General features: G+C 64.0%; 19 protein-coding genes. 13 read left to right on the plus strand and 6 right to left on the minus strand.

Features of this window, described 5'->3' with window-relative positions; translation table 11 throughout:
* Positions 1–165: 165 nt before the first annotated feature.
* Positions 166–291 carry a hypothetical protein gene (locus LPZ50_RS25280; RefSeq protein WP_268903107.1) on the plus strand — a complete coding sequence of 42 codons (126 nt, stop codon included), beginning with the start codon at positions 166–168 and terminating at the stop codon, positions 289–291.
* Positions 292–333: 42 nt separating this feature from the next.
* On the opposite strand, the gene LPZ50_RS00005 is transcribed toward LPZ50_RS25280, so the two are convergent.
* From LPZ50_RS00005 to LPZ50_RS00030, 6 genes are all read right to left on the minus strand, one after another.
* Complete coding sequence (locus LPZ50_RS00005; protein WP_230656081.1) at positions 334–2,166, minus strand: nitric oxide reductase activation protein NorD; 1,833 nt, start codon at positions 2,164–2,166, stop codon at positions 334–336.
* Between the two features lie 82 nt (positions 2,167–2,248).
* Positions 2,249–3,673 (minus strand): cbb3-type cytochrome c oxidase subunit I, encoded by a 1,425-nt coding sequence (locus LPZ50_RS00010; protein ID WP_230656083.1) that lies wholly within the window; start codon positions 3,671–3,673, stop codon positions 2,249–2,251.
* A 3-nt stretch (positions 3,674–3,676) separates the two neighbouring features.
* Positions 3,677–4,117 carry a c-type cytochrome gene (locus tag LPZ50_RS00015; protein ID WP_230656086.1) on the minus strand — a complete coding sequence of 147 codons (441 nt, stop codon included), beginning with the start codon at positions 4,115–4,117 and terminating at the stop codon, positions 3,677–3,679.
* Between the two features lie 115 nt (positions 4,118–4,232).
* Positions 4,233–4,481, minus strand: a complete 249-nt coding sequence (locus tag LPZ50_RS00020) for a cytochrome C oxidase subunit IV family protein (RefSeq protein ID WP_230656089.1) — start codon at positions 4,479–4,481, stop codon at positions 4,233–4,235.
* A 10-nt stretch (positions 4,482–4,491) separates the two neighbouring features.
* The gene (locus LPZ50_RS00025) at positions 4,492–5,016 is read right to left on the minus strand and encodes a cytochrome c oxidase subunit 3 (protein WP_230656092.1); all 525 of its coding nucleotides are present in this window, start codon (positions 5,014–5,016) and stop codon (positions 4,492–4,494) included.
* A 43-nt stretch (positions 5,017–5,059) separates the two neighbouring features.
* Positions 5,060–5,875: a CbbQ/NirQ/NorQ/GpvN family protein gene (locus LPZ50_RS00030; RefSeq protein WP_230656095.1), complete on the minus strand. Its 816-nt coding sequence runs from the start codon at positions 5,873–5,875 to the stop codon at positions 5,060–5,062.
* Between the two features lie 232 nt (positions 5,876–6,107).
* Between LPZ50_RS00030 and LPZ50_RS00035 the strand changes: the two genes are divergently transcribed.
* The 12 genes from LPZ50_RS00035 to LPZ50_RS00090 all read left to right on the plus strand — a co-directional run bounded on the left by LPZ50_RS00035 (position 6,108) and on the right by LPZ50_RS00090 (position 16,440).
* Positions 6,108–7,790, plus strand: a complete 1,683-nt coding sequence (locus tag LPZ50_RS00035) for a cytochrome D1 domain-containing protein (RefSeq protein ID WP_230656098.1) — start codon at positions 6,108–6,110, stop codon at positions 7,788–7,790.
* A 54-nt stretch (positions 7,791–7,844) separates the two neighbouring features.
* Positions 7,845–8,435, plus strand: a complete 591-nt coding sequence (locus LPZ50_RS00040; protein ID WP_230656101.1) for a NapC/NirT family cytochrome c — start codon at positions 7,845–7,847, stop codon at positions 8,433–8,435.
* A gap of 41 nt (positions 8,436–8,476) precedes the next feature.
* Positions 8,477–9,352: an ethylbenzene dehydrogenase-related protein gene (locus tag LPZ50_RS00045; RefSeq protein WP_230656104.1), complete on the plus strand. Its 876-nt coding sequence runs from the start codon at positions 8,477–8,479 to the stop codon at positions 9,350–9,352.
* A gap of 27 nt (positions 9,353–9,379) precedes the next feature.
* The gene (locus LPZ50_RS00050) at positions 9,380–9,712 is read left to right on the plus strand and encodes a c-type cytochrome (protein ID WP_230656107.1); all 333 of its coding nucleotides are present in this window, start codon (positions 9,380–9,382) and stop codon (positions 9,710–9,712) included.
* The gene (locus tag LPZ50_RS00055) at positions 9,712–10,881 is read left to right on the plus strand and encodes a cytochrome D1 domain-containing protein (protein WP_230656272.1); all 1,170 of its coding nucleotides are present in this window, start codon (positions 9,712–9,714) and stop codon (positions 10,879–10,881) included. The genes LPZ50_RS00050 and LPZ50_RS00055 overlap by 1 nt, the downstream gene beginning before the upstream one ends.
* Entirely contained in the window at positions 10,865–11,332 is a 468-nt protein-coding gene (locus tag LPZ50_RS00060) for an Lrp/AsnC family transcriptional regulator (protein WP_230656110.1), read from the plus strand. The genes LPZ50_RS00055 and LPZ50_RS00060 overlap by 17 nt, the downstream gene beginning before the upstream one ends.
* Positions 11,329–11,838: an AsnC family protein gene (locus tag LPZ50_RS00065; RefSeq protein WP_230656112.1), complete on the plus strand. Its 510-nt coding sequence runs from the start codon at positions 11,329–11,331 to the stop codon at positions 11,836–11,838. The genes LPZ50_RS00060 and LPZ50_RS00065 overlap by 4 nt, the downstream gene beginning before the upstream one ends.
* Positions 11,831–12,274, plus strand: coding sequence for an Lrp/AsnC family transcriptional regulator (locus tag LPZ50_RS00070; protein WP_230656115.1), 444 nt, complete (start codon positions 11,831–11,833; stop codon positions 12,272–12,274). Before LPZ50_RS00065 ends, LPZ50_RS00070 begins: the two co-directional genes overlap by 8 nt.
* Positions 12,249–12,749: an Lrp/AsnC family transcriptional regulator gene (locus LPZ50_RS00075; RefSeq protein ID WP_230656117.1), complete on the plus strand. Its 501-nt coding sequence runs from the start codon at positions 12,249–12,251 to the stop codon at positions 12,747–12,749. The genes LPZ50_RS00070 and LPZ50_RS00075 overlap by 26 nt, the downstream gene beginning before the upstream one ends.
* 118 nt (positions 12,750–12,867) lie before the next feature.
* Positions 12,868–14,106, plus strand: a complete 1,239-nt coding sequence (gene nirJ / locus LPZ50_RS00080) for a heme d1 biosynthesis radical SAM protein NirJ (RefSeq protein WP_230656120.1) — start codon at positions 12,868–12,870, stop codon at positions 14,104–14,106.
* Positions 14,093–14,965 carry a uroporphyrinogen-III C-methyltransferase gene (gene cobA, locus LPZ50_RS00085; RefSeq protein ID WP_230656123.1) on the plus strand — a complete coding sequence of 291 codons (873 nt, stop codon included), beginning with the start codon at positions 14,093–14,095 and terminating at the stop codon, positions 14,963–14,965. The genes nirJ and cobA overlap by 14 nt, the downstream gene beginning before the upstream one ends.
* Complete coding sequence (locus tag LPZ50_RS00090) at positions 14,956–16,440, plus strand: cytochrome D1 domain-containing protein (protein WP_230656126.1); 1,485 nt, start codon at positions 14,956–14,958, stop codon at positions 16,438–16,440. Before cobA ends, LPZ50_RS00090 begins: the two co-directional genes overlap by 10 nt.
* Positions 16,441–16,446 lie beyond the last annotated feature (6 nt).

Raw genomic sequence — 16,446 nt, forward strand, 5'->3', positions numbered from 1 at the left:
CATCCGCCACCTGGTCGATGAAGGGGTCATCACCCAGCAAGGCAGCCGGGTTTGCGTGCTGAATGTCCAGCGCCTGGAACAATTCGAATAGCCACCACCATGCCCGATTGCTTGTACTGCTTACACACCATGCCGGCTGGCCACGCCCACTGCGGGCACTGCGGCATGCCGCTGCCCGCGGCCACCGAGCGCGCCCGCAAGCGGCGCTTGCGGCGTTTCCAGTGGTTCTGCCTGGCGCTGGCCCTGTTTTGCGCGGCCATGATCTACTGGCTGCCGCGCAGCCTGGCCTAGGGCAGGCCCGCCCTGAAACCAACCTGCCCCGCGATGGCGGGGTCAAGGCTGCGTAAGCTGGCGGTACAGCTGGGGCAGGCGCAGCGGCAACTGCCGTGGCTGGCGGATTAGTGTGTACCCATGCGCCCCGAACATATACGGCAAATAGCTGCCCGCCTCGCGGTCTATGGTGATGCAGAACGGCAGCAAGCCCTGCCGGCGCGCCTCGATCACCGCCTGGCGTGTATCTTCGACGCCATAACGGCCTTCGTAGCGGTCTAGATCATTCGGCTTGCCGTCGGTAACCAGCAGCAGCAGCTTGCGGCGGCATGGCTGGCCGTCCAGCATCCGCGCGGCCTGGCGGATCGCCGCCCCCATGCGCGTGTAATAGCCGGGGCGCAGGGCCTGCAGGCTTCCACGCACCTCGTCTGTGTAGCGCTGCCGGAAGCTCTTGATTTCCAGCACGCGCACCTGCTGTCGGCGCAGCGACGAAAACCCGTACAACGCAAAAGGATCGCCCACGGCCGACAACGCCTCGGCGAACAGCATCAGGCTATCGCCAATGACGTCTATCACCCGGTACTGGTCGTCCAGATGCGCCTCGGTGGACATGGACAAGTCGGCCAGCAGCAGGCAGGCAAGGTCGCGGCGGGCGGGCCGGCGTTCCATGAACCAGCCCTGCTCGGCGCAAGGGCCATGGCGCCGCTCGGCCTGGAAATCTATCCAGGCCTGCATGTCCAGTTCGCTGCCCACCGGTTGCTGCCGCAGCCACTGGCGTTCGCTGCGCAGATGCTCGAACTGGCGGCGCAGGCGCGTGGCCAGCGGCGCCAGGCGCGAGGGCAGGCCCTGAGCGGCCGAGGGTCGAGGGGCCAGCATCTGTACCCACACGAAATGGTTCTGCAACCGTTGTTGGCGGTAATCCCATTCGGGCAAGGCCTGGGTTTCACCCAAGGGCAGGTCGTCGGCTTCGGCGGGCGGCAGGTCCAGGTCCAGCTTCAGCCCGCCGCCCTGGCGCATGCGCTTGCGCGAAATGGCCAGTTCGTCCAGGTCGTCCGCCGCCCGCGCGGCATCGGCGTTCTCGCCATCGTCGCCCTGCCGGTCCAGGTCGATGTGCTCGGACCAACTGAACAGGTTCTCCAGGCGGATCAACAACAGCCCGCCCTTGCTGGTGGAATCGGCCACCCGCGAGGCCCGCTTGCGCCCCGCCTTCCGTTGCTGCGGGGCGGCAGGGACGACACCGGCGTCATCTTCCGGTTCGGCGCATTGCGCGGCCCCCAAACGCCGGGCCGGATACAGCCACAAGGGGACAGGACACGGCGCGTATTCGCAACGTGGGAACTCGGCGACACTGCCTGGTTCGCGCAGCGCTTGCCGCAGAGCGCGCTCCAGCTCGGCTTCGGCGGGCCGCAGCCTGGCCGGATCGGGCCGCCACGGCAGGTGAGCGTCGACCAGCCGGCGATACCTGCCGCGCAATGCCGGATAGCGCCGCAACAAGACGCCGACCCAGCGTTGGTTGTCGCGTCCCCAATGCAGCATGGGGCCCGCATGGGCGGCCAGCAGGGCCAGCCAGCGATACAGTTCCGCATTCAGCGCCGGTTGGGGATACGCTGCCAGCCGTTCGGGCAAGCGCAGGGTATCGGTGTCACGCCAGGCAACCGGGCTATACCGCCCCGCGCCCGCAACCTGCTGCAACAACTTGCGGCGCAATACCAGGCGTCGGCTGTCGGTTGTTTCCAGGGCGATGCCGCCATCGCCACCCATGGCGCGAAACAGGATACCTAGCGATTGCCGCAAGTCTTCCAGCGCCGCACCCGCATCCGGAAAATCCAGGCGAGCCCGGCGCATGATGAACCGGTGCCACCAGCCCCCGACCCACTCTTCTACCTCGAATCCCAAGTCGATACCCTTGTAAGGCCGCGCAAACGGCAGCGGCCCGCAGTACATGCCGGGCCGCTACAGGCGCGGATTGCCGCCCGCTTCAGGCCGAATGGGCTGCGGCGTGCGGGCCCGTAGAATGGCCACGCTGCCGGAAGCTCAACAGATAGCAGACCAGGCCTATCAGGAAGAACACGCCAGCCCCCAGGCGCAGCCAGAAGAACACCGACAGTTGTTCCATGGTGTTCATGAACGACATGGCGGCGGCATCCGCCGGCAGGCGTTGCAGCCATACCTGCACCATGCCGGCCGCAGTCAGCAGCAAGGTAATGGCCAGCATGGAGATGGTCATCAGCCAGAAGGCCCAGAGTTCCATGCGTTGCGCCGCCGCGCCGGGGGCTTCGCCCAGGCCGCGCAGGCGCGGCATGGCATACGAGATGATGGTCAGCACGATCATGACGTAGGCGCCGTAGAACGCCAGGTGGCCGTGCGCGGCGGTCAGTTGGGTGCCGTGGGTATAGTAGTTGACAGGAGCCAGGGTATGGATGAAACCCCACACCCCCGCGCCCAGGAACGCGGTTACCGTGGTGCCGATGGCCCAGTACGAAGCGGCGCGGTTCGGGTGCTGCCTGCGGCGCTTGCCCACCATGTTCCAGGCGAACAGCACCATGGCTAAGAACGGCAACGGTTCCAGCGCCGAGAATATCGACCCCAACCACAGCCAGACCCCTGGCGCGCCTATCCAGAAATAGTGGTGCCCCGTGCCGATGATACCGGTGATCAGCGCCATGCCGATGATGACGTACAGCCACTTCTCGACGACTTCGCGGTCGACGCCGGTGATCTTGATGAGCACGAAAGCCAGGATGGACCCCATGATGAGTTCCCACACGCCTTCGACCCACAGGTGAACCACCCACCACCAGTAATACTTGTCGCGAGCAAGGTTTTCGGGGTTGTAGAACGAGAACAGGAACAGCACCGCCAGGCCGATGAGGCCTGTCATCATCACCATGCTGACCGCGGTTTTACGACCCTTGAGCAGGGTCATGCCGATGTTATACAGGAAGCCCAGTGCCACCACGACAATACCGGCCTTGGTGATGGTGGGCTGTTCCAGGAATTCGCGTCCCATGGTGGGCAGGACATCGTTGTGCGTCAGGGCCGCCAACCCGGCGTAAGGCACCAGCAGGTAGCCCAGGATGGTCAGTACGCCGGCTATGGCGAACACCCAGAACAAGACCAATGCCAGCCTGGGGCTGTGCAGTTCGCGTTCGGCCTCTTCGGGTATCAGGTAGTACGCGGCGCCCATGAACCCGAACAACAGCCAGACGATGAGCAGGTTGGTATGGACCATGCGGGCCACGTTGAACGGGATCAGGGGGAACAGGAAGTCTCCCACCACGTACTGCAAGCCCATGATGAGCCCGAACAGCACCTGCCCCACGAAAAGAATCAAGGCAAACACGAAGTACGGCTTCGCAACGGCCTGGGAAGCAAACTTCAAATGCGGATTGGGGGTAGTCATGGATCAGCCCTCGCGGTTGGGAGGCCAGTTGTAGTTGTTGATCTTGGAAGTCCATTCCAGGAACTCGGCCATGTCGTCCACTTCCTGGTCGGAAAGGTGGAATTGAGGCATGGTGCGGCGACCCGGCACCCCGAGGGGTTGGGCGCTCATCCAGGCGCGCAGGAACGACTTGAAATCTTGTTCGCCGCCGCGGCGCTCGTACACGTTGCCCAGCTCGGGCGCAAAATAAGCCCCCTCGCCCAGCAGGGTGTGGCAGCCCACGCAGTTGTTCTGTTCCCAGACCAGCTTGCCGCGCACGACGGCCTGGGTCATTTCGGATTCGTTGGTACTTTCCGGGAAGTGTTTTTCGGTGTGGAAGGTAAGAGCCAGGAATATCAGGATGAAGAAAACACTTCCCCCGAAATAGATGTTCCTGGCCATGCCTTTGGTAAAGGTTTCCGGCATGATCGCCCCTGTGGCTATAGGTGGGCACCATTCTAGGAACCGACTTCGCCAGACCAGCTTGACTGCAATCAATTCAGGAAAAATGTTGGCCCGGACATGCCGCCGCGCAAACTCGCTAGGGCCCAAGCGCGGCCGCCAACCCTATCCCCAGGGCTATCGCAACAGGCCAGGCCAGCAGCAACAGGTACCACCCGCGTGGCGCGTGCCGCAACTCCATGAACCCGTCGATGATCAGCCACGCTTTCACCACGGCCAGCACGGCGATGACCGCACGCGCCGGTTCACCCCCGGCGCCGCCCGCCACCGCCACGGTAGCCGCCGTCAGCAGAACCAGGCCCACCCAGCACCAGAACAATCGTGTCATGGCAGCAGCCTCAGTCCAGCAAATACACCAGAGGGAACAGCACCACCCACACCAGGTCCACCATGTGCCAGTACAAAGTGCCGGACTCCATGCCCGCATGCTGTGCAGGCCCGTAGCAGCCCTGCCGGCTGCGCCAGGCCATCCAGCCCAGTATCACCATGCCCAGCAGCACGTGCAGGAAGTGGAAGCCCGTCAGGATCCAGTAAAGCGTGAAGAACGTGTCGCGCTCCAGGCCCAGGCCCGATCGCGCCAGGTGGGCATATTCGCCAAACTTCAACACCACATAGCCGCCGGCGGCCGCCAGCGCCGCACCCAATAGCCTGGCCGTGCCGGAACGCCCCTGACGGGTGCGCGCCAATGCCAGCGCGGCGAACAGGCCAGCCGTCAGCAGGCTTAGTGTCAGCGTCCAACCCAATGATGTGTCCAGCAGCCGGCGGCCCGCGCGGAACACGGCTGGCTGCATGGCCTGGGCCACGGCGAAGGCCAGGATCAGGATGCCGAACACGGTGAGCTCGGCCAGGATAAAGAACCACATCGCCAAGTCGCCTGGCAGGCGCCGGCTGGCAGGTATCGCCGCCTTACCCGAAATGGACATCCACCACGTCCATCAGGGCACCCACGGTTTGCGGGTCATCGGTAAGGGGCTCGGCCAGGCAGGCCAGGCACGCCTGCCGCGGCGACATGCCGCCAGCCATCATGCGTGCCGCGAAGATCAGCAGCCGTGTGGATGCCACCTCTTCGAGATCGTGATTCTCCAGGCGCCGCAATCCCTGGCCCAGCGCCACCACGCGGGCCGCGAGGCCGGCGTCGACTTTCGCCTCGGCGGCTACGATGCGGCACTCTTGTTCGGTGGACGGGTACGCAAAGCGTAATGCCACGAAACGTTGGCGCGTGCTGGGTTTCATCCCCTTGAGCAGGTTCTGGTAGCCCGGGTTGTATGACACCACCAGCATGAAACCCGGCGGCGCGCGCAGGGTTTCGCCGGTGCGTTCGATATAAAGTTCGCGCCTGTCGTCCGCCAGCGGGTGCAATACCACGGCGGTGTCCTGCCTTGCCTCGACAATCTCATCCAGGTAGCAAATGCCGCCTTCGCGCACCGCCCGCGTCAGCGGCCCGTCCTGCCACCATGTGCCCGCCTCGCCTAACAAGTGCCGTCCCACCAAGTCGGTGGCGCTGAGGTCGTCATGGCAGGCCACGGTGTACAGCGGCAGGCCCAGCCTGTGGGCCATGTACTGCACGAAACGGGTCTTGCCGCAGCCGGTAGGCCCCTTGATAAGCACCGGCATCCCGTACCGCCAAGCCTGTTCGAACAGCGGCACTTCGTTGTCCGATGGGTGGTAATAGGGCGCATTCGAGGCATCGACCGGTGCCTTGATCGCCGCGCCTGCAGTCATGACGGTTCCTTTTCATCGAGAAGACCCGGGCACGTTACCTGCAAGCATCCGGGCTCCTCAAGGCGATCCGCCCCTTACGCTTGACCGCGATCAACGTTGCAACATCGCGATTGACCGCAGTCAAGCACAACCGCAGGGGCCTTTCAGTAGCATCCGGCCACAGAGTGCAGTTGCGCAATCGTCCCAGTGCCTTGAACCGGAATCGCGGCATGCGATACCTAAGGAGAAGTCCATGAGCAGTCTTCAAAAAACCCTGCTGGCAAGCCTGACGGCCAGCCTATGGCTGGCCGGCGTGGCAAGCGCCCAGCCCGGCGCGCCCGCCATGACCGACGCCGAAAGAGACACGGCCAAGCAGATCTACTTCGAACGCTGCGCCGGCTGTCACGGCGTGCTGCGCAAGGGGGCCACAGGCAAGAACCTCGAGCCGCACTGGACGCGCACCCAGGCCGACGGCGCCAAGCTCGAAGGCGGCACGCTGCAGTTGGGTACCAAGCGGCTGGAAAACATCATCGCCTACGGTACCGAGGGCGGCATGGTCAACTACGACGACATCCTCAGCGACGCCGAAATCAACCTGATGGCGCGCTATATCCAGCAAACCCCCGACGTGCCGCCCGAGTTCTCGCTGCAAGACATGAAAGACAGCTGGAAACTCATCGTTCCGGTTGCCGATCGGCCAACCAAGCAACTAAACAAAATCAACCTGAAGAATGTGTTCGCCATCACGCTGCGCGACGCAGGCAAGCTGGCCCTGGTAGACGGCGACACCCACAAGATCTGGAAAATCCTCGACACCGGCTATGCGGTGCATATCTCGCGCCTGTCGGCCTCGGGCCGGTATGTATACACCGTGGGGCGCGACGGCCTGACCACTGTCATCGACATGTGGTTCGAAGAACCCACCACCGTAGCCACCGTGCGCCTGGGCTCAGACGCCCGCTCGGTGGACGTGTCCAAGTTCAAGGGCTACGAAGACAAATACCTGGTCGGCGGCACCTACTGGCCTCCTCAGTATTCCATCATGGACGGCGAAACCCTGGAACCGATCAAGATCGTCTCCACGCGGGGCCAGACAGTCGATGGCGAATACCATCCGGAACCGCGCGTGGCCTCCATCGTGGCCTCGCTGCAGAAACCCGAATGGGTGGTCAACGTGAAGGAAACCGGCCAAATCCTGCTGGTGGACTACTCCGACCTTAAAAACCTGAAAACGACCACCATCGAATCCGCCAAGTTCCTGCACGATGGCGGCTGGGATGCCTCGGGACGCTATTTCATGGTTGCCGCCAACGCGTCCAACAAGGTCGCCGCGGTGGACACCAAGACGGGCAAGCTGGCCGCGCTGGTCGACACCGCCAAGATTCCCCATCCGGGGCGCGGCGCCAACTTCCAGCACAAGCAGTTCGGCCCGGTCTGGGCAACCGGCCACTTGGGCGACGACGTGGTTTCCCTGATTTCCACCGCATCCGACAAACCCGGAAACGCCCAGTACAAGCAACACAACTGGAAGGTGGTTCAAGAACTCAAGATGCCGGGCGCGGGCAACCTGTTCGTCAAAACTCACCCCAAGTCCAAACACTTCTGGGCCGACGCCCCCATGAACCCCGAGCGTGAAATCGCCGAGTCGGTTTACGTGTTCCAGCTGGACGACCTGGCCAAGCCTCCAACCCGGCTCGACGTCGCCAAAGACTCCGGCCTGCCGCAAGGCAAAGCCATACGCCGGGCCGTGCAGCCGGAATACAACCACGCTGGCGATGAGGTCTGGATCTCGTTGTGGGGCGGCAAGACAGACCAATCCGCCATCGTGATCTACGACGACAAGACCCTGAAGCTCAAGCGCGTCATTACCGATCCGGCTGTGGTCACACCCACCGGCAAGTTCAACGTCTACAACACCATGCACGACGTTTACTGAGCCCTACTCCTCATCACCGGAAGGCGGTTCCCACGGGAACCGCCCATTTGAATCATGACACTACACCATGGCAAGAAGGGTATCTGGGCCTGGTTGCGCCGCCCCAGCGCAAGCATCTCGCTGGGCGGGTTGCTGCTTGCCGGCATCGCCCTGGGCATATTCTTCTGGGGTGGTTTCAATACCGCGCTTGAGGCCACCAACACCGAGGCTTTCTGTATTTCGTGCCATGAAATGCGCGACAACGTCTATCCCGAATACAAGGAAACCGTTCATTACAGCAACCGCACCGGTGTCAGGGCCACCTGCCCCGACTGCCACGTTCCCAAAGACTGGACTTACAAAATGATCCGCAAGGTCCAGGCGTCGAAAGAGCTCTGGGGAAAACTGGCAGGAACCATCGATACCCGCGAGAAGTTCGAGGCCAAGCGCCTGGAGCTGGCCCGCCATGAATGGCAGCGCATGAAGGCGTCCGATTCCCGCGAATGCCGCAACTGCCATGGCCTGGAAAGCATGAATCCGGAACTGCAGAAACAACGAGCCCGCAAGCAGCACCAAATGGCAACCGAAGACGGCATGACCTGCATCGATTGCCACAAGGGCATTGCCCACCACAAGCCCGAAGGCATGACCGACGACGACGAATAGCCGCCCCGCCGCTCGCACCATCCCAAAGAAAGGAATCCGGCATGAAGAAAACCCAGTTGGCTGGCGTCGCCAGTATCTTATTCACCCTGTCGGCCGCTGCCGTCCATGCGGCGCCACCCGCCGACTGGAACAAGGTCAAGGCTGTCGACCTGGTTCTGTTCTACCCCGGAGTTTCTCCCGTTGAATGGATCACCAAGGGCACCGAGCATGGCGGCGCCCGGGCCTTGAAAAAGGGCGAAACCTGCGCCGATTGCCACTCTGAAGAAGTCGCCAACATGGGCCAGTTGATCGCCAGCGGAAAGAAGCTCGAGCCGGCGCCCATATCGGGAAAGGCCCCGGCCATCACCGTCAAAGTACAGGCGGCGCACGACACAGAAAACCTGTACCTGCGCTTCAGTTGGACACAACCCAAGGCCTCGGGGGCGCCAAAAATGGACGCCGACAACCCCGTCAAGATCGCCTACATGCTGGAAGCCGGAGGCAAGGTTGAACTGGCCCAGCCGGGCGGCTGCTGGGGAGCCTGCCATGGCGACGCACGCACCATGCCGGGTGCCGACGCCAACAAAACCAAGTACGTCAAGAACGGCTCGCTGGATCAAGGCGTCTTCTACGACTTGAACCAGTGGCGCAGCGGTAGCGGCAACGCCTATGACGGCTACGTGGCCGACCAGCGCGTCATGGAGGGCGGTACGGCACTGCTGGGCGCAAGCGGCAAGCGCGACGGCGACACCTGGACAGTCGATTTCACCCGCAAGCTGCAAGGTGGCAGCGGAGACGTCACCCTGGAATCCGGCCACACCTACCCCTTTGGCCTGGCTATCCACGATGACCACGCTACAGGCCGCTACCACCATGTTTCGCTGGGCTACCAGTTGGGCATAGACACGGTTGCCGACATTACCGCGGCCCGCCAGTAGGCCCGGCCAGAGCACACCGGGGCAAACATGGCAGGCATCTGGCAAGGCATCGTACTGGCCGGGCTGTTGGCGGCGGGCCCAGGCGCGCCGTCCGCGCAGGCCGACCCTACCCCCAGGCGGCAGGCTCAGCTCGACCACCTGCTGCGGCAAGACTGCGGCTCTTGCCACGGTCTGCGCATGACGGGCGGCCTGGGGCCGCCCCTGACACGCCAGGCCCTGGCCACCCGGCCGCGCGAACTGCTGATATCCACCATTGCGCTGGGGCGGCCGGGCACAGCCATGCCCGGCTGGGAAGCATTGCTCAGCCCGCAAGACATCGCCTGGCTGGCCGACCGGCTACTGCAAGGATTCCCTCCATGATGCGTACCCTGCTGGCCTGCCTGACTTGCCTGGCGCTGCTCGGCTGCACTCCGTTGCCCATGCGCGGCACCGGAGACCTCGGCCTCGTGATCGAACGCGATGCCGGCAGCATACAGATCATTGAAAGCACTGGCCGCACCAGCCTGGGCCGTGTGCATGGGCTGGGCGATTTGTCGCACGCATCGGTGGTGTTCTCGCGCGACCAGCGCCATGCCTATGTCTTCGGGCGCGACGGGGGCCTGACCAAAGTCGATCTACTGGCGCGCCGCGTAGCCAAGCGCATCATGCAGGGCGGCAACAGCATCGGCGGCGCCATCAGCCAGGACGGCACGTTGATCGCAGTGGGCAACTATGATCCCGGTGGCATCAAGGTGTTCGATGCCGCCACCCTGGAGCAAGTGGCCGACATTCCCGCCACGCCGCTGCCCACCGGCCGCCGCTCGCGCGTCGTCGGAGTGGTCGATGCACCGGGCCGGCGCTTCGTATACAGCCTGTTCGACACCGGCGAAATCTGGGTGGCCGACTTCAGCCAGGGCAACACCCCCTTTGTCAGCCGCCATACGGACATAGGCATTCAGCCCTACGATGCCCTGCTTACCCCCGACGGGCGCTACTACCTGGCCGGTCTGTTCGGCGAAGACGGCATGGCGCGCCTCGACCTTTGGCACCCCGAACGCGGTGTGCAACGGGTGTTGCAACATTATGGCCGGGGTGAGCGCAAACTGCCGGTGTACAAGATGCCGCATCTGGAAGGCTGGGCCGTTGCCGGCACCCAGACTTTCGTGCCCGCGGTAGGCCGCCACCAGGTGCTTGTGATGTCCACCGGAACCTGGCAACAGACAGGGGCCATCAATGTCGCCGGGCAGCCGGTGTTCGTCATGGCACGCCCCGATGGCCGACAGGTGTGGGTGAACTTCGCCTACCCCGACAACCAGTTGGTACAGGTCATCGACACCGAAACCCTGCAAGTCGTCGCCACCCTTGAACCGGGGCCCGCGGTGCTGCACATGGAATTCACCTCGCGCGGCGACCAATTGTGGCTGTCGGTACGCGACGGCGGCGAAATCCAGGTCTGGAATCCCTATCGCCTGCAACGCATCGGCAGCCTGCCCGCCAGCAGCCCCAGCGGCATATTCTTCAGCAGCAGGGCCCATGCCACCGGACTCTGACCTGAATCCCCTGGCCTTGCGGGTGGCGAATACCTATCAGCACGGCATGCCCATCTGCGCACGGCCTTACCAGGTCATGGCGCGCACGCTGGGCTGCCAAGAGCACGAACTGCTGGACTGCCTGCGGCACATGCATGAAACCGGCATATTGGGGCGCATCGGCCCCGTGTTCGAGCACCGCCTCGCGGGTGCCAGCACCCTGGCGGCCCTGTCGGTGCCCGCGCACCGGATCGATTCGGTTGCGCTGCACATCAGCCAGTACCCCGAGGTCAATCACAATTATCTGCGTGATCACCCCTACAACCTGTGGTTTGTGCTGACGGCCGCGCATCGCAGCCGCATCGACGACATCCTGGCCGAGATCGTCGCCCATACGGGCCTGGATCCCCTGGATCTTCCCATGGTGCGCGGCTATCGCATCGACCTGGGCTTTCCCCTGGAGTCAACATGAGCACAAGCCGCGGGCTGTCGCCATCCCAGGCGCTGCACCTGCGCCGCCTGCTCGAAAGCGGCCTGCCTCTGGCCGAACAGCCCTACGCGCTACTGGCACGGCAAATCGGCGTCCACCAGGAAGTCGTGCTGGCGCAGATGCAGCGCTGGAATCGCGAAAACCTGTTCCGCCGCATTGGGTTGGTGCTCAATCATCGGGCCTTGGGGTACCAGGCCAATGCCATGCTGGTGCTGGACGTGCCCGATGTCCAGGTGGACCTGGCCGGCCGGCAGCTGGGGCAGTCGCAAGGGATCAGCCTCTGCTACCAGCGGCCGCGGCGCCCCCCGCATTGGCCTTACAACCTGTTCTGCATGATGCACGGCCGCCAGCGCGACGCGGTGCGCCTGCGGGCGGAAACGCTGCTGCGCGAACTTGAACTCGCGCATCTGCCCCACCAATTGCTGTTCAGCACGCATGCATTCAAGCAATGCGGCGGCCGCTATACCCAGGGAAGCCCACATGGATGAGCTCGACCGTCGCTTGCTGAACTTGCTGCAGCATGGCCTGCCGCTGGAGCCCCGGCCATGGGAAACCCTGGCGGCGCAACTGCACGCCTCGCCACGCGAGCTGCGCAGGCGGGTTCGGGCATGGCTGGAAGACGGCACCCTGACGCGCTTCGGCCCCATGTTCGACGTAGAGCCACTGGGCGGATCCTTTACCCTGGCGGCGCTGTGCGTACCGCACGCGCGTATCGAGCAGGTGGCCGGCATACTCGCCGCCATGCCCGAAGTGGCTCACAACTACGAACGCAATCACACCTGGAACATGTGGTTCGTGCTGGCATGCACGTCACCACGCAAAGTAGCCGTGGCCATCGAACACATCGAACAGCTCACCGGGCTGGCTGTCCTCAACCTGCCCAGAGAACGGACTTACCATGTCGGACTCCATTTCGCCGTCTGACGCGCTGTTGGCCGACAGGCTGATCCGCCTGACCGAAGCCGGCCTTCCCCTGGTGGCCGACCCCTGGGCCTGGGTGGGCGACCAGCTCGGCCTGAGCCCGGGCGCCGCCCTGGCCTTGTTGCAACGCCTGCAGAGCCAAGGCGTTATCCGCCGCGTGGCGGCCGTGCCCAATCATTATCGGCTAGGCTATCAGCACAACGGCATGACGGTATGGGATGTCGATGACGACAAGATCGATGCGCTCGGCCCGCTGGTGGGCGCGCTGCCGTTCGTCAGCCATTGCTACCGCCGGCCCCGCAGGCGGCGCTGGCGCTACAACCTGTTTGCCATGATCCACGGCCGCCACGCCGAAGAAATCGAACGCTACCGCGCACAGATTCGCCTTGTACTGGGACGTTGGTCGTTGGCCGACGACATGCTCATCAGCACGCGCATCCTGAAGAAAACCGGCCTGCGCTTGCCGCCATCCCGGTAACACTGCGCTTCATCAAATCTTATTGTTTGCCGTCAAGGCGTGCGCGGCCAGCCTCGGGAATGCTGGCGGTCATGCTCCCGCCGGGCCGATTGCCGGCGGGTTACGCCGAGAGAACCCCATGTTGAGAATCAGCCATTACCTGCGCGCCCTGGTCCAATCGGATAGCGCACCAGTTCCCAGGGCCCGCGGCACTTCAAGTCAGCGCCCGCCCGTGGTGATCTGGAACCTGCTGCGGCGCTGCAACCTCACCTGCAAGCATTGCTATGCCACCTCGGCCGACAGCACCTTCCGCGACGAACTCAGCACTACCGAAGCCTTGCGCGTCATCGACGACCTGCACGCCGCCGGTGTACGCGTACTGATCCTGTCGGGCGGCGAACCGCTGCTGCGGCCCGACATCTTCCAACTGGCGGGCTACGCGCGGCAACAAGGCTTCTACGTCGCGCTTTCCACCAACGGCACCCTCATTACCGAACACAATATCGACCACATCGCCGCCGCCGAATTCGATTATGTGGGCATCAGTATCGACGGCATGCGGGAAGTGCACGATACCTGGCGCCAGAAACCGGGCAGCTACGCGGCTGCGCTGCACGCGGTCGACCTGTGCCAACGGCAGGGCATCCGCGTGGGGTTGCGCACCACGCTCACGCAGCAGAATGCCTCGCAGCTGCCGGCCATTCTGGCCTTGATGCGTCATCACGGGGTGCAGAAGTTCTACCTTTCCCACCTGAACTACAGCGGCCGCGGCAAGCGCAGCAGCAGGTTCGATGCGCACCACTCCATGACGCGTGATGCCGTGCTTCAGCTGTTCGAGCGCGCCTGGGCCGATATCGGCGCCGGGCTGGACACCGATTTCGTCACGGGCAACAACGATGCCGACGCCATTCTGCTGCTGCAATGGGTGCGCCGCCACATGCCGCAGCATGGAAAAAAGCTCGAATACCTGTTGCGCGACTGGGGCGGAAATTCGTCGGGCGACGGCATCGCCAATGTCGACAACACAGGCGACGTGCATCCCGACACCTATTGGTGGCAGCACCAGGTCGGAAATGTGCGACGCCAGGCATTTCGCGACATCTGGTTCGACCAGCCCCAACCCTTGCTGGCGCAATTGCGCCACCACCCTCGAGCCATTGGCGGGCGCTGCGCCTCCTGTCGGTGGCTGTCCATCTGCAACGGCAACACGCGCACACGCGCCTGGGCACGGGGCGATCTTTGGGGCGAAGATCCAGGCTGCTATCTGACTGACGAAGAAATCAGCCGGCCGCCGCGGCAGTTCTCTACCCCCGCGCTGCCCCTGCGCAGCCTCCCCGAAGCAGGAGCCGAATGCTCCCCCGACCATGAACCTGCCTGATCACTCTCTAAACCAACCCATCACACTGCCCGCCAGGCTGCGGCGCCTTTTCCGGCCAGGCGAAGTCGCCCTGATCGGCGCGGGGCCGGGCGACCCCGGCCTGCTTACCGTGGCAGCCTGGAGCCTGTTGCTGCAAGCCGACGCGTTGGTCTACGACAGGCTCGTCAGCCCGTCTCTACTGGACCTTCTCCCCACTGCGTGCCGCCAGTATTACGTTGGCAAGTCCAGCGGACGCCACAGCCTGCCGCAGGACGAAATCAATCAGCTGCTATTACTGCTGGCCCGGCAAGGCATGCGCGTGGCCCGCCTGAAAGGTGGCGACCCGTTCATTTTCGGGCGCGGCGGCGAAGAGCTCGAGTTCCTGCTTCACCATGGTGTCGACTGCCAGGTGGCGCCGGGCATCACGGCGGCGTCCGGCTGCACCGCCTACGCCGGCATCCCCCTCACCCACCGCGACCTGGCTCACTCATGCCGGTTCATTACCGGTCATCTGCAGCACAATGGCGCGCTCGACCTGCCTTGGCACACCATGGCCGACCCCGGCTGTACCCTGGTGTTCTACATGGGGCAGGCCAGCCTGGAGGAAATATCCAGCAACCTGATATCTGCCGGACTGCCCCCCGACACCCCGGCCATGCTGGTGGGCAACGGCACGCGACACGACCAATACATTGTCCGATCAACACTTTCCGGTCTGGAAGGCCTGGTCCGCCAGCACCATCAGGGCGTCCCCACGCTGATCGTCATCGGCAGGGTGGTCGGCCTGCTGGACGACCGCGTAGCCGAGCATCCCGCCAGGTTCCACGCCGGCCGCATACCCATGGCCGAGCCTGCGCCCCGGGAGCAATTATGCGGCTGACGGCCTGGTGGTGCGCTCTGGCCCTGTTGCTGTCCGCCGGGGCCTCCGCCGCGAACTCCACGCAGCAGCTGTACGAACAGCATTGCCAAAGCTGCCATGGTGCAGGCCGCCTGGGTGGAACCGGCCCTGCCCTGTTGCCGGAAAGCCTGGCCCGCATCAAGCGCGCGGAGGTCCGTGAAGCCATCAGCCAGGGCCGCCCCGCCACCCAGATGGCGGGCTTTTCCGGCACACTGGACGAACCACAGATCGACGCGCTGCTCGATTTCCTGTATCAGCCACCAACCGTTCCACCAACATGGGCCGAAGACGACATCCGCGCCAGTCACCGGCAACTGGCGAACCTGACCCGCTTGCCGGCCACCCCCCAGCACGGCGCCGATCCGCTCAACCTGTTCGTGGTGGTCGAGGCGGGCAATCATCACGTCGTCATCCTGGACGGTGACAGGTTCACCCAGCTGGCACGCTTTCCCTCGCATTTCGCCCTGCATGGCGGGCCGAAGTTCTCGCCCGACGGGCGGTTCGTATACTTTGCATCGCGCGATGGCTGGGTAAGCCTTTACGACCTGCACAACCTGACCATGGTGGCCGAGATCCGCGCGGGCCTGAACACCCGCAACCTCGCGGTCAGCGGCGATGGCCGGTGGGTCATGGTGGGCAACTACTTGCCCGGTGGGCTGGTGCTGCTGAACGCGCGCGACCTTACGCTGGTGGGCACCATCCGCACGCCCAGGGCACAGGGGTCGCCTTCGCGCGTCAGCGCAGTCTATACCGCGCCATCCCGCCACAGCTTCATCGTGGCGTTGAAAGACGTACCCGAAGTCTGGGAATTTTCCTACCAAGGCCAGCCCGATTTCGTACCCCGGGTCATCCCGGCCACCGACCTGCTCGACGATTTCTCCTTCACGCCAGACCACCGCTATTTGCTGGCCACATCCCGCAAGGCGCAGGGCGGCCAGGTCATCGATCTGGACCAGGGTGTGTCTATCCGTGATATTGCCCTGCCGGGCATGCCGCACCTGGGGTCAGGTATTTACTGGAAACGCGGACGCCATTGGGTATTCGCTACACCCAACATCAGCCAGGGGTTGATATCCGTGCTGGACGTGCACACTTGGCGCCCCATCAAAGAAATCGCCACCGAAGGCCCGGGGTTCTTCATGCGCAGCCATCGGCATTCCCGCTATGCCTGGACAGATGTGTTCTTCGGGCCGAACAACGACGCCGTACACCTGATCGACAAGCAGACACTGGAAATTGCCCATACGCTGCGCCCCATGCCAGGCAAGAACGCGGCCCATGTCGAGTTCACGCGCGACGGCCGACACCTGCTGCTGAGCGTCTGGGACACCGACGGCGCGCTGATCGTCTACGACAGCAACACGCTGCAAGAGATCAAGCGCATTCCCATGAACAAGCCCTCAGGCAAGTACAACGTGGGCAACAAGATCGAGTACGCCGAGGGTACCTCGCACTGATCCGGC

The organism is Bordetella petrii (assembly GCF_020991325.1).
Taxonomy (GTDB): Bacteria; Pseudomonadota; Gammaproteobacteria; order Burkholderiales; family Burkholderiaceae_B; genus Bordetella_A; species Bordetella_A petrii_E.

Bases quoted from the DNA above. Each gene is read 5' to 3' on its own strand.
- LPZ50_RS25280 (WP_268903107.1), top strand. From the start codon at position 166: ATGCCGCTGCCCGCGGCCACCGAGCGCGCCCGCAAGCGGCGCTTGCGG.
- LPZ50_RS00010 (WP_230656083.1), bottom strand. From the start codon at position 3,673: ATGACTACCCCCAATCCGCATTTGAAGTTTGCTTCCCAGGCCGTTGCG.
- LPZ50_RS00015 (WP_230656086.1), bottom strand. From the start codon at position 4,117: ATGCCGGAAACCTTTACCAAAGGCATGGCCAGGAACATCTATTTCGGG.
- LPZ50_RS00020 (WP_230656089.1), bottom strand. From the start codon at position 4,481: ATGACACGATTGTTCTGGTGCTGGGTGGGCCTGGTTCTGCTGACGGCG.
- LPZ50_RS00025 (WP_230656092.1), bottom strand. From the start codon at position 5,016: ATGTGGTTCTTTATCCTGGCCGAGCTCACCGTGTTCGGCATCCTGATC.
- LPZ50_RS00030 (WP_230656095.1), bottom strand. From the start codon at position 5,875: ATGACTGCAGGCGCGGCGATCAAGGCACCGGTCGATGCCTCGAATGCG.
- LPZ50_RS00035 (WP_230656098.1), top strand. From the start codon at position 6,108: ATGAGCAGTCTTCAAAAAACCCTGCTGGCAAGCCTGACGGCCAGCCTA.
- LPZ50_RS00040 (WP_230656101.1), top strand. From the start codon at position 7,845: ATGACACTACACCATGGCAAGAAGGGTATCTGGGCCTGGTTGCGCCGC.
- LPZ50_RS00045 (WP_230656104.1), top strand. From the start codon at position 8,477: ATGAAGAAAACCCAGTTGGCTGGCGTCGCCAGTATCTTATTCACCCTG.
- LPZ50_RS00050 (WP_230656107.1), top strand. From the start codon at position 9,380: ATGGCAGGCATCTGGCAAGGCATCGTACTGGCCGGGCTGTTGGCGGCG.
- LPZ50_RS00055 (WP_230656272.1), top strand. From the start codon at position 9,712: ATGCGTACCCTGCTGGCCTGCCTGACTTGCCTGGCGCTGCTCGGCTGC.
- LPZ50_RS00060 (WP_230656110.1), top strand. From the start codon at position 10,865: ATGCCACCGGACTCTGACCTGAATCCCCTGGCCTTGCGGGTGGCGAAT.
- LPZ50_RS00065 (WP_230656112.1), top strand. From the start codon at position 11,329: ATGAGCACAAGCCGCGGGCTGTCGCCATCCCAGGCGCTGCACCTGCGC.
- LPZ50_RS00070 (WP_230656115.1), top strand. From the start codon at position 11,831: ATGGATGAGCTCGACCGTCGCTTGCTGAACTTGCTGCAGCATGGCCTG.
- LPZ50_RS00075 (WP_230656117.1), top strand. From the start codon at position 12,249: ATGTCGGACTCCATTTCGCCGTCTGACGCGCTGTTGGCCGACAGGCTG.
- nirJ (WP_230656120.1), top strand. From the start codon at position 12,868: ATGTTGAGAATCAGCCATTACCTGCGCGCCCTGGTCCAATCGGATAGC.
- cobA (WP_230656123.1), top strand. From the start codon at position 14,093: ATGAACCTGCCTGATCACTCTCTAAACCAACCCATCACACTGCCCGCC.
- LPZ50_RS00090 (WP_230656126.1), top strand. From the start codon at position 14,956: ATGCGGCTGACGGCCTGGTGGTGCGCTCTGGCCCTGTTGCTGTCCGCC.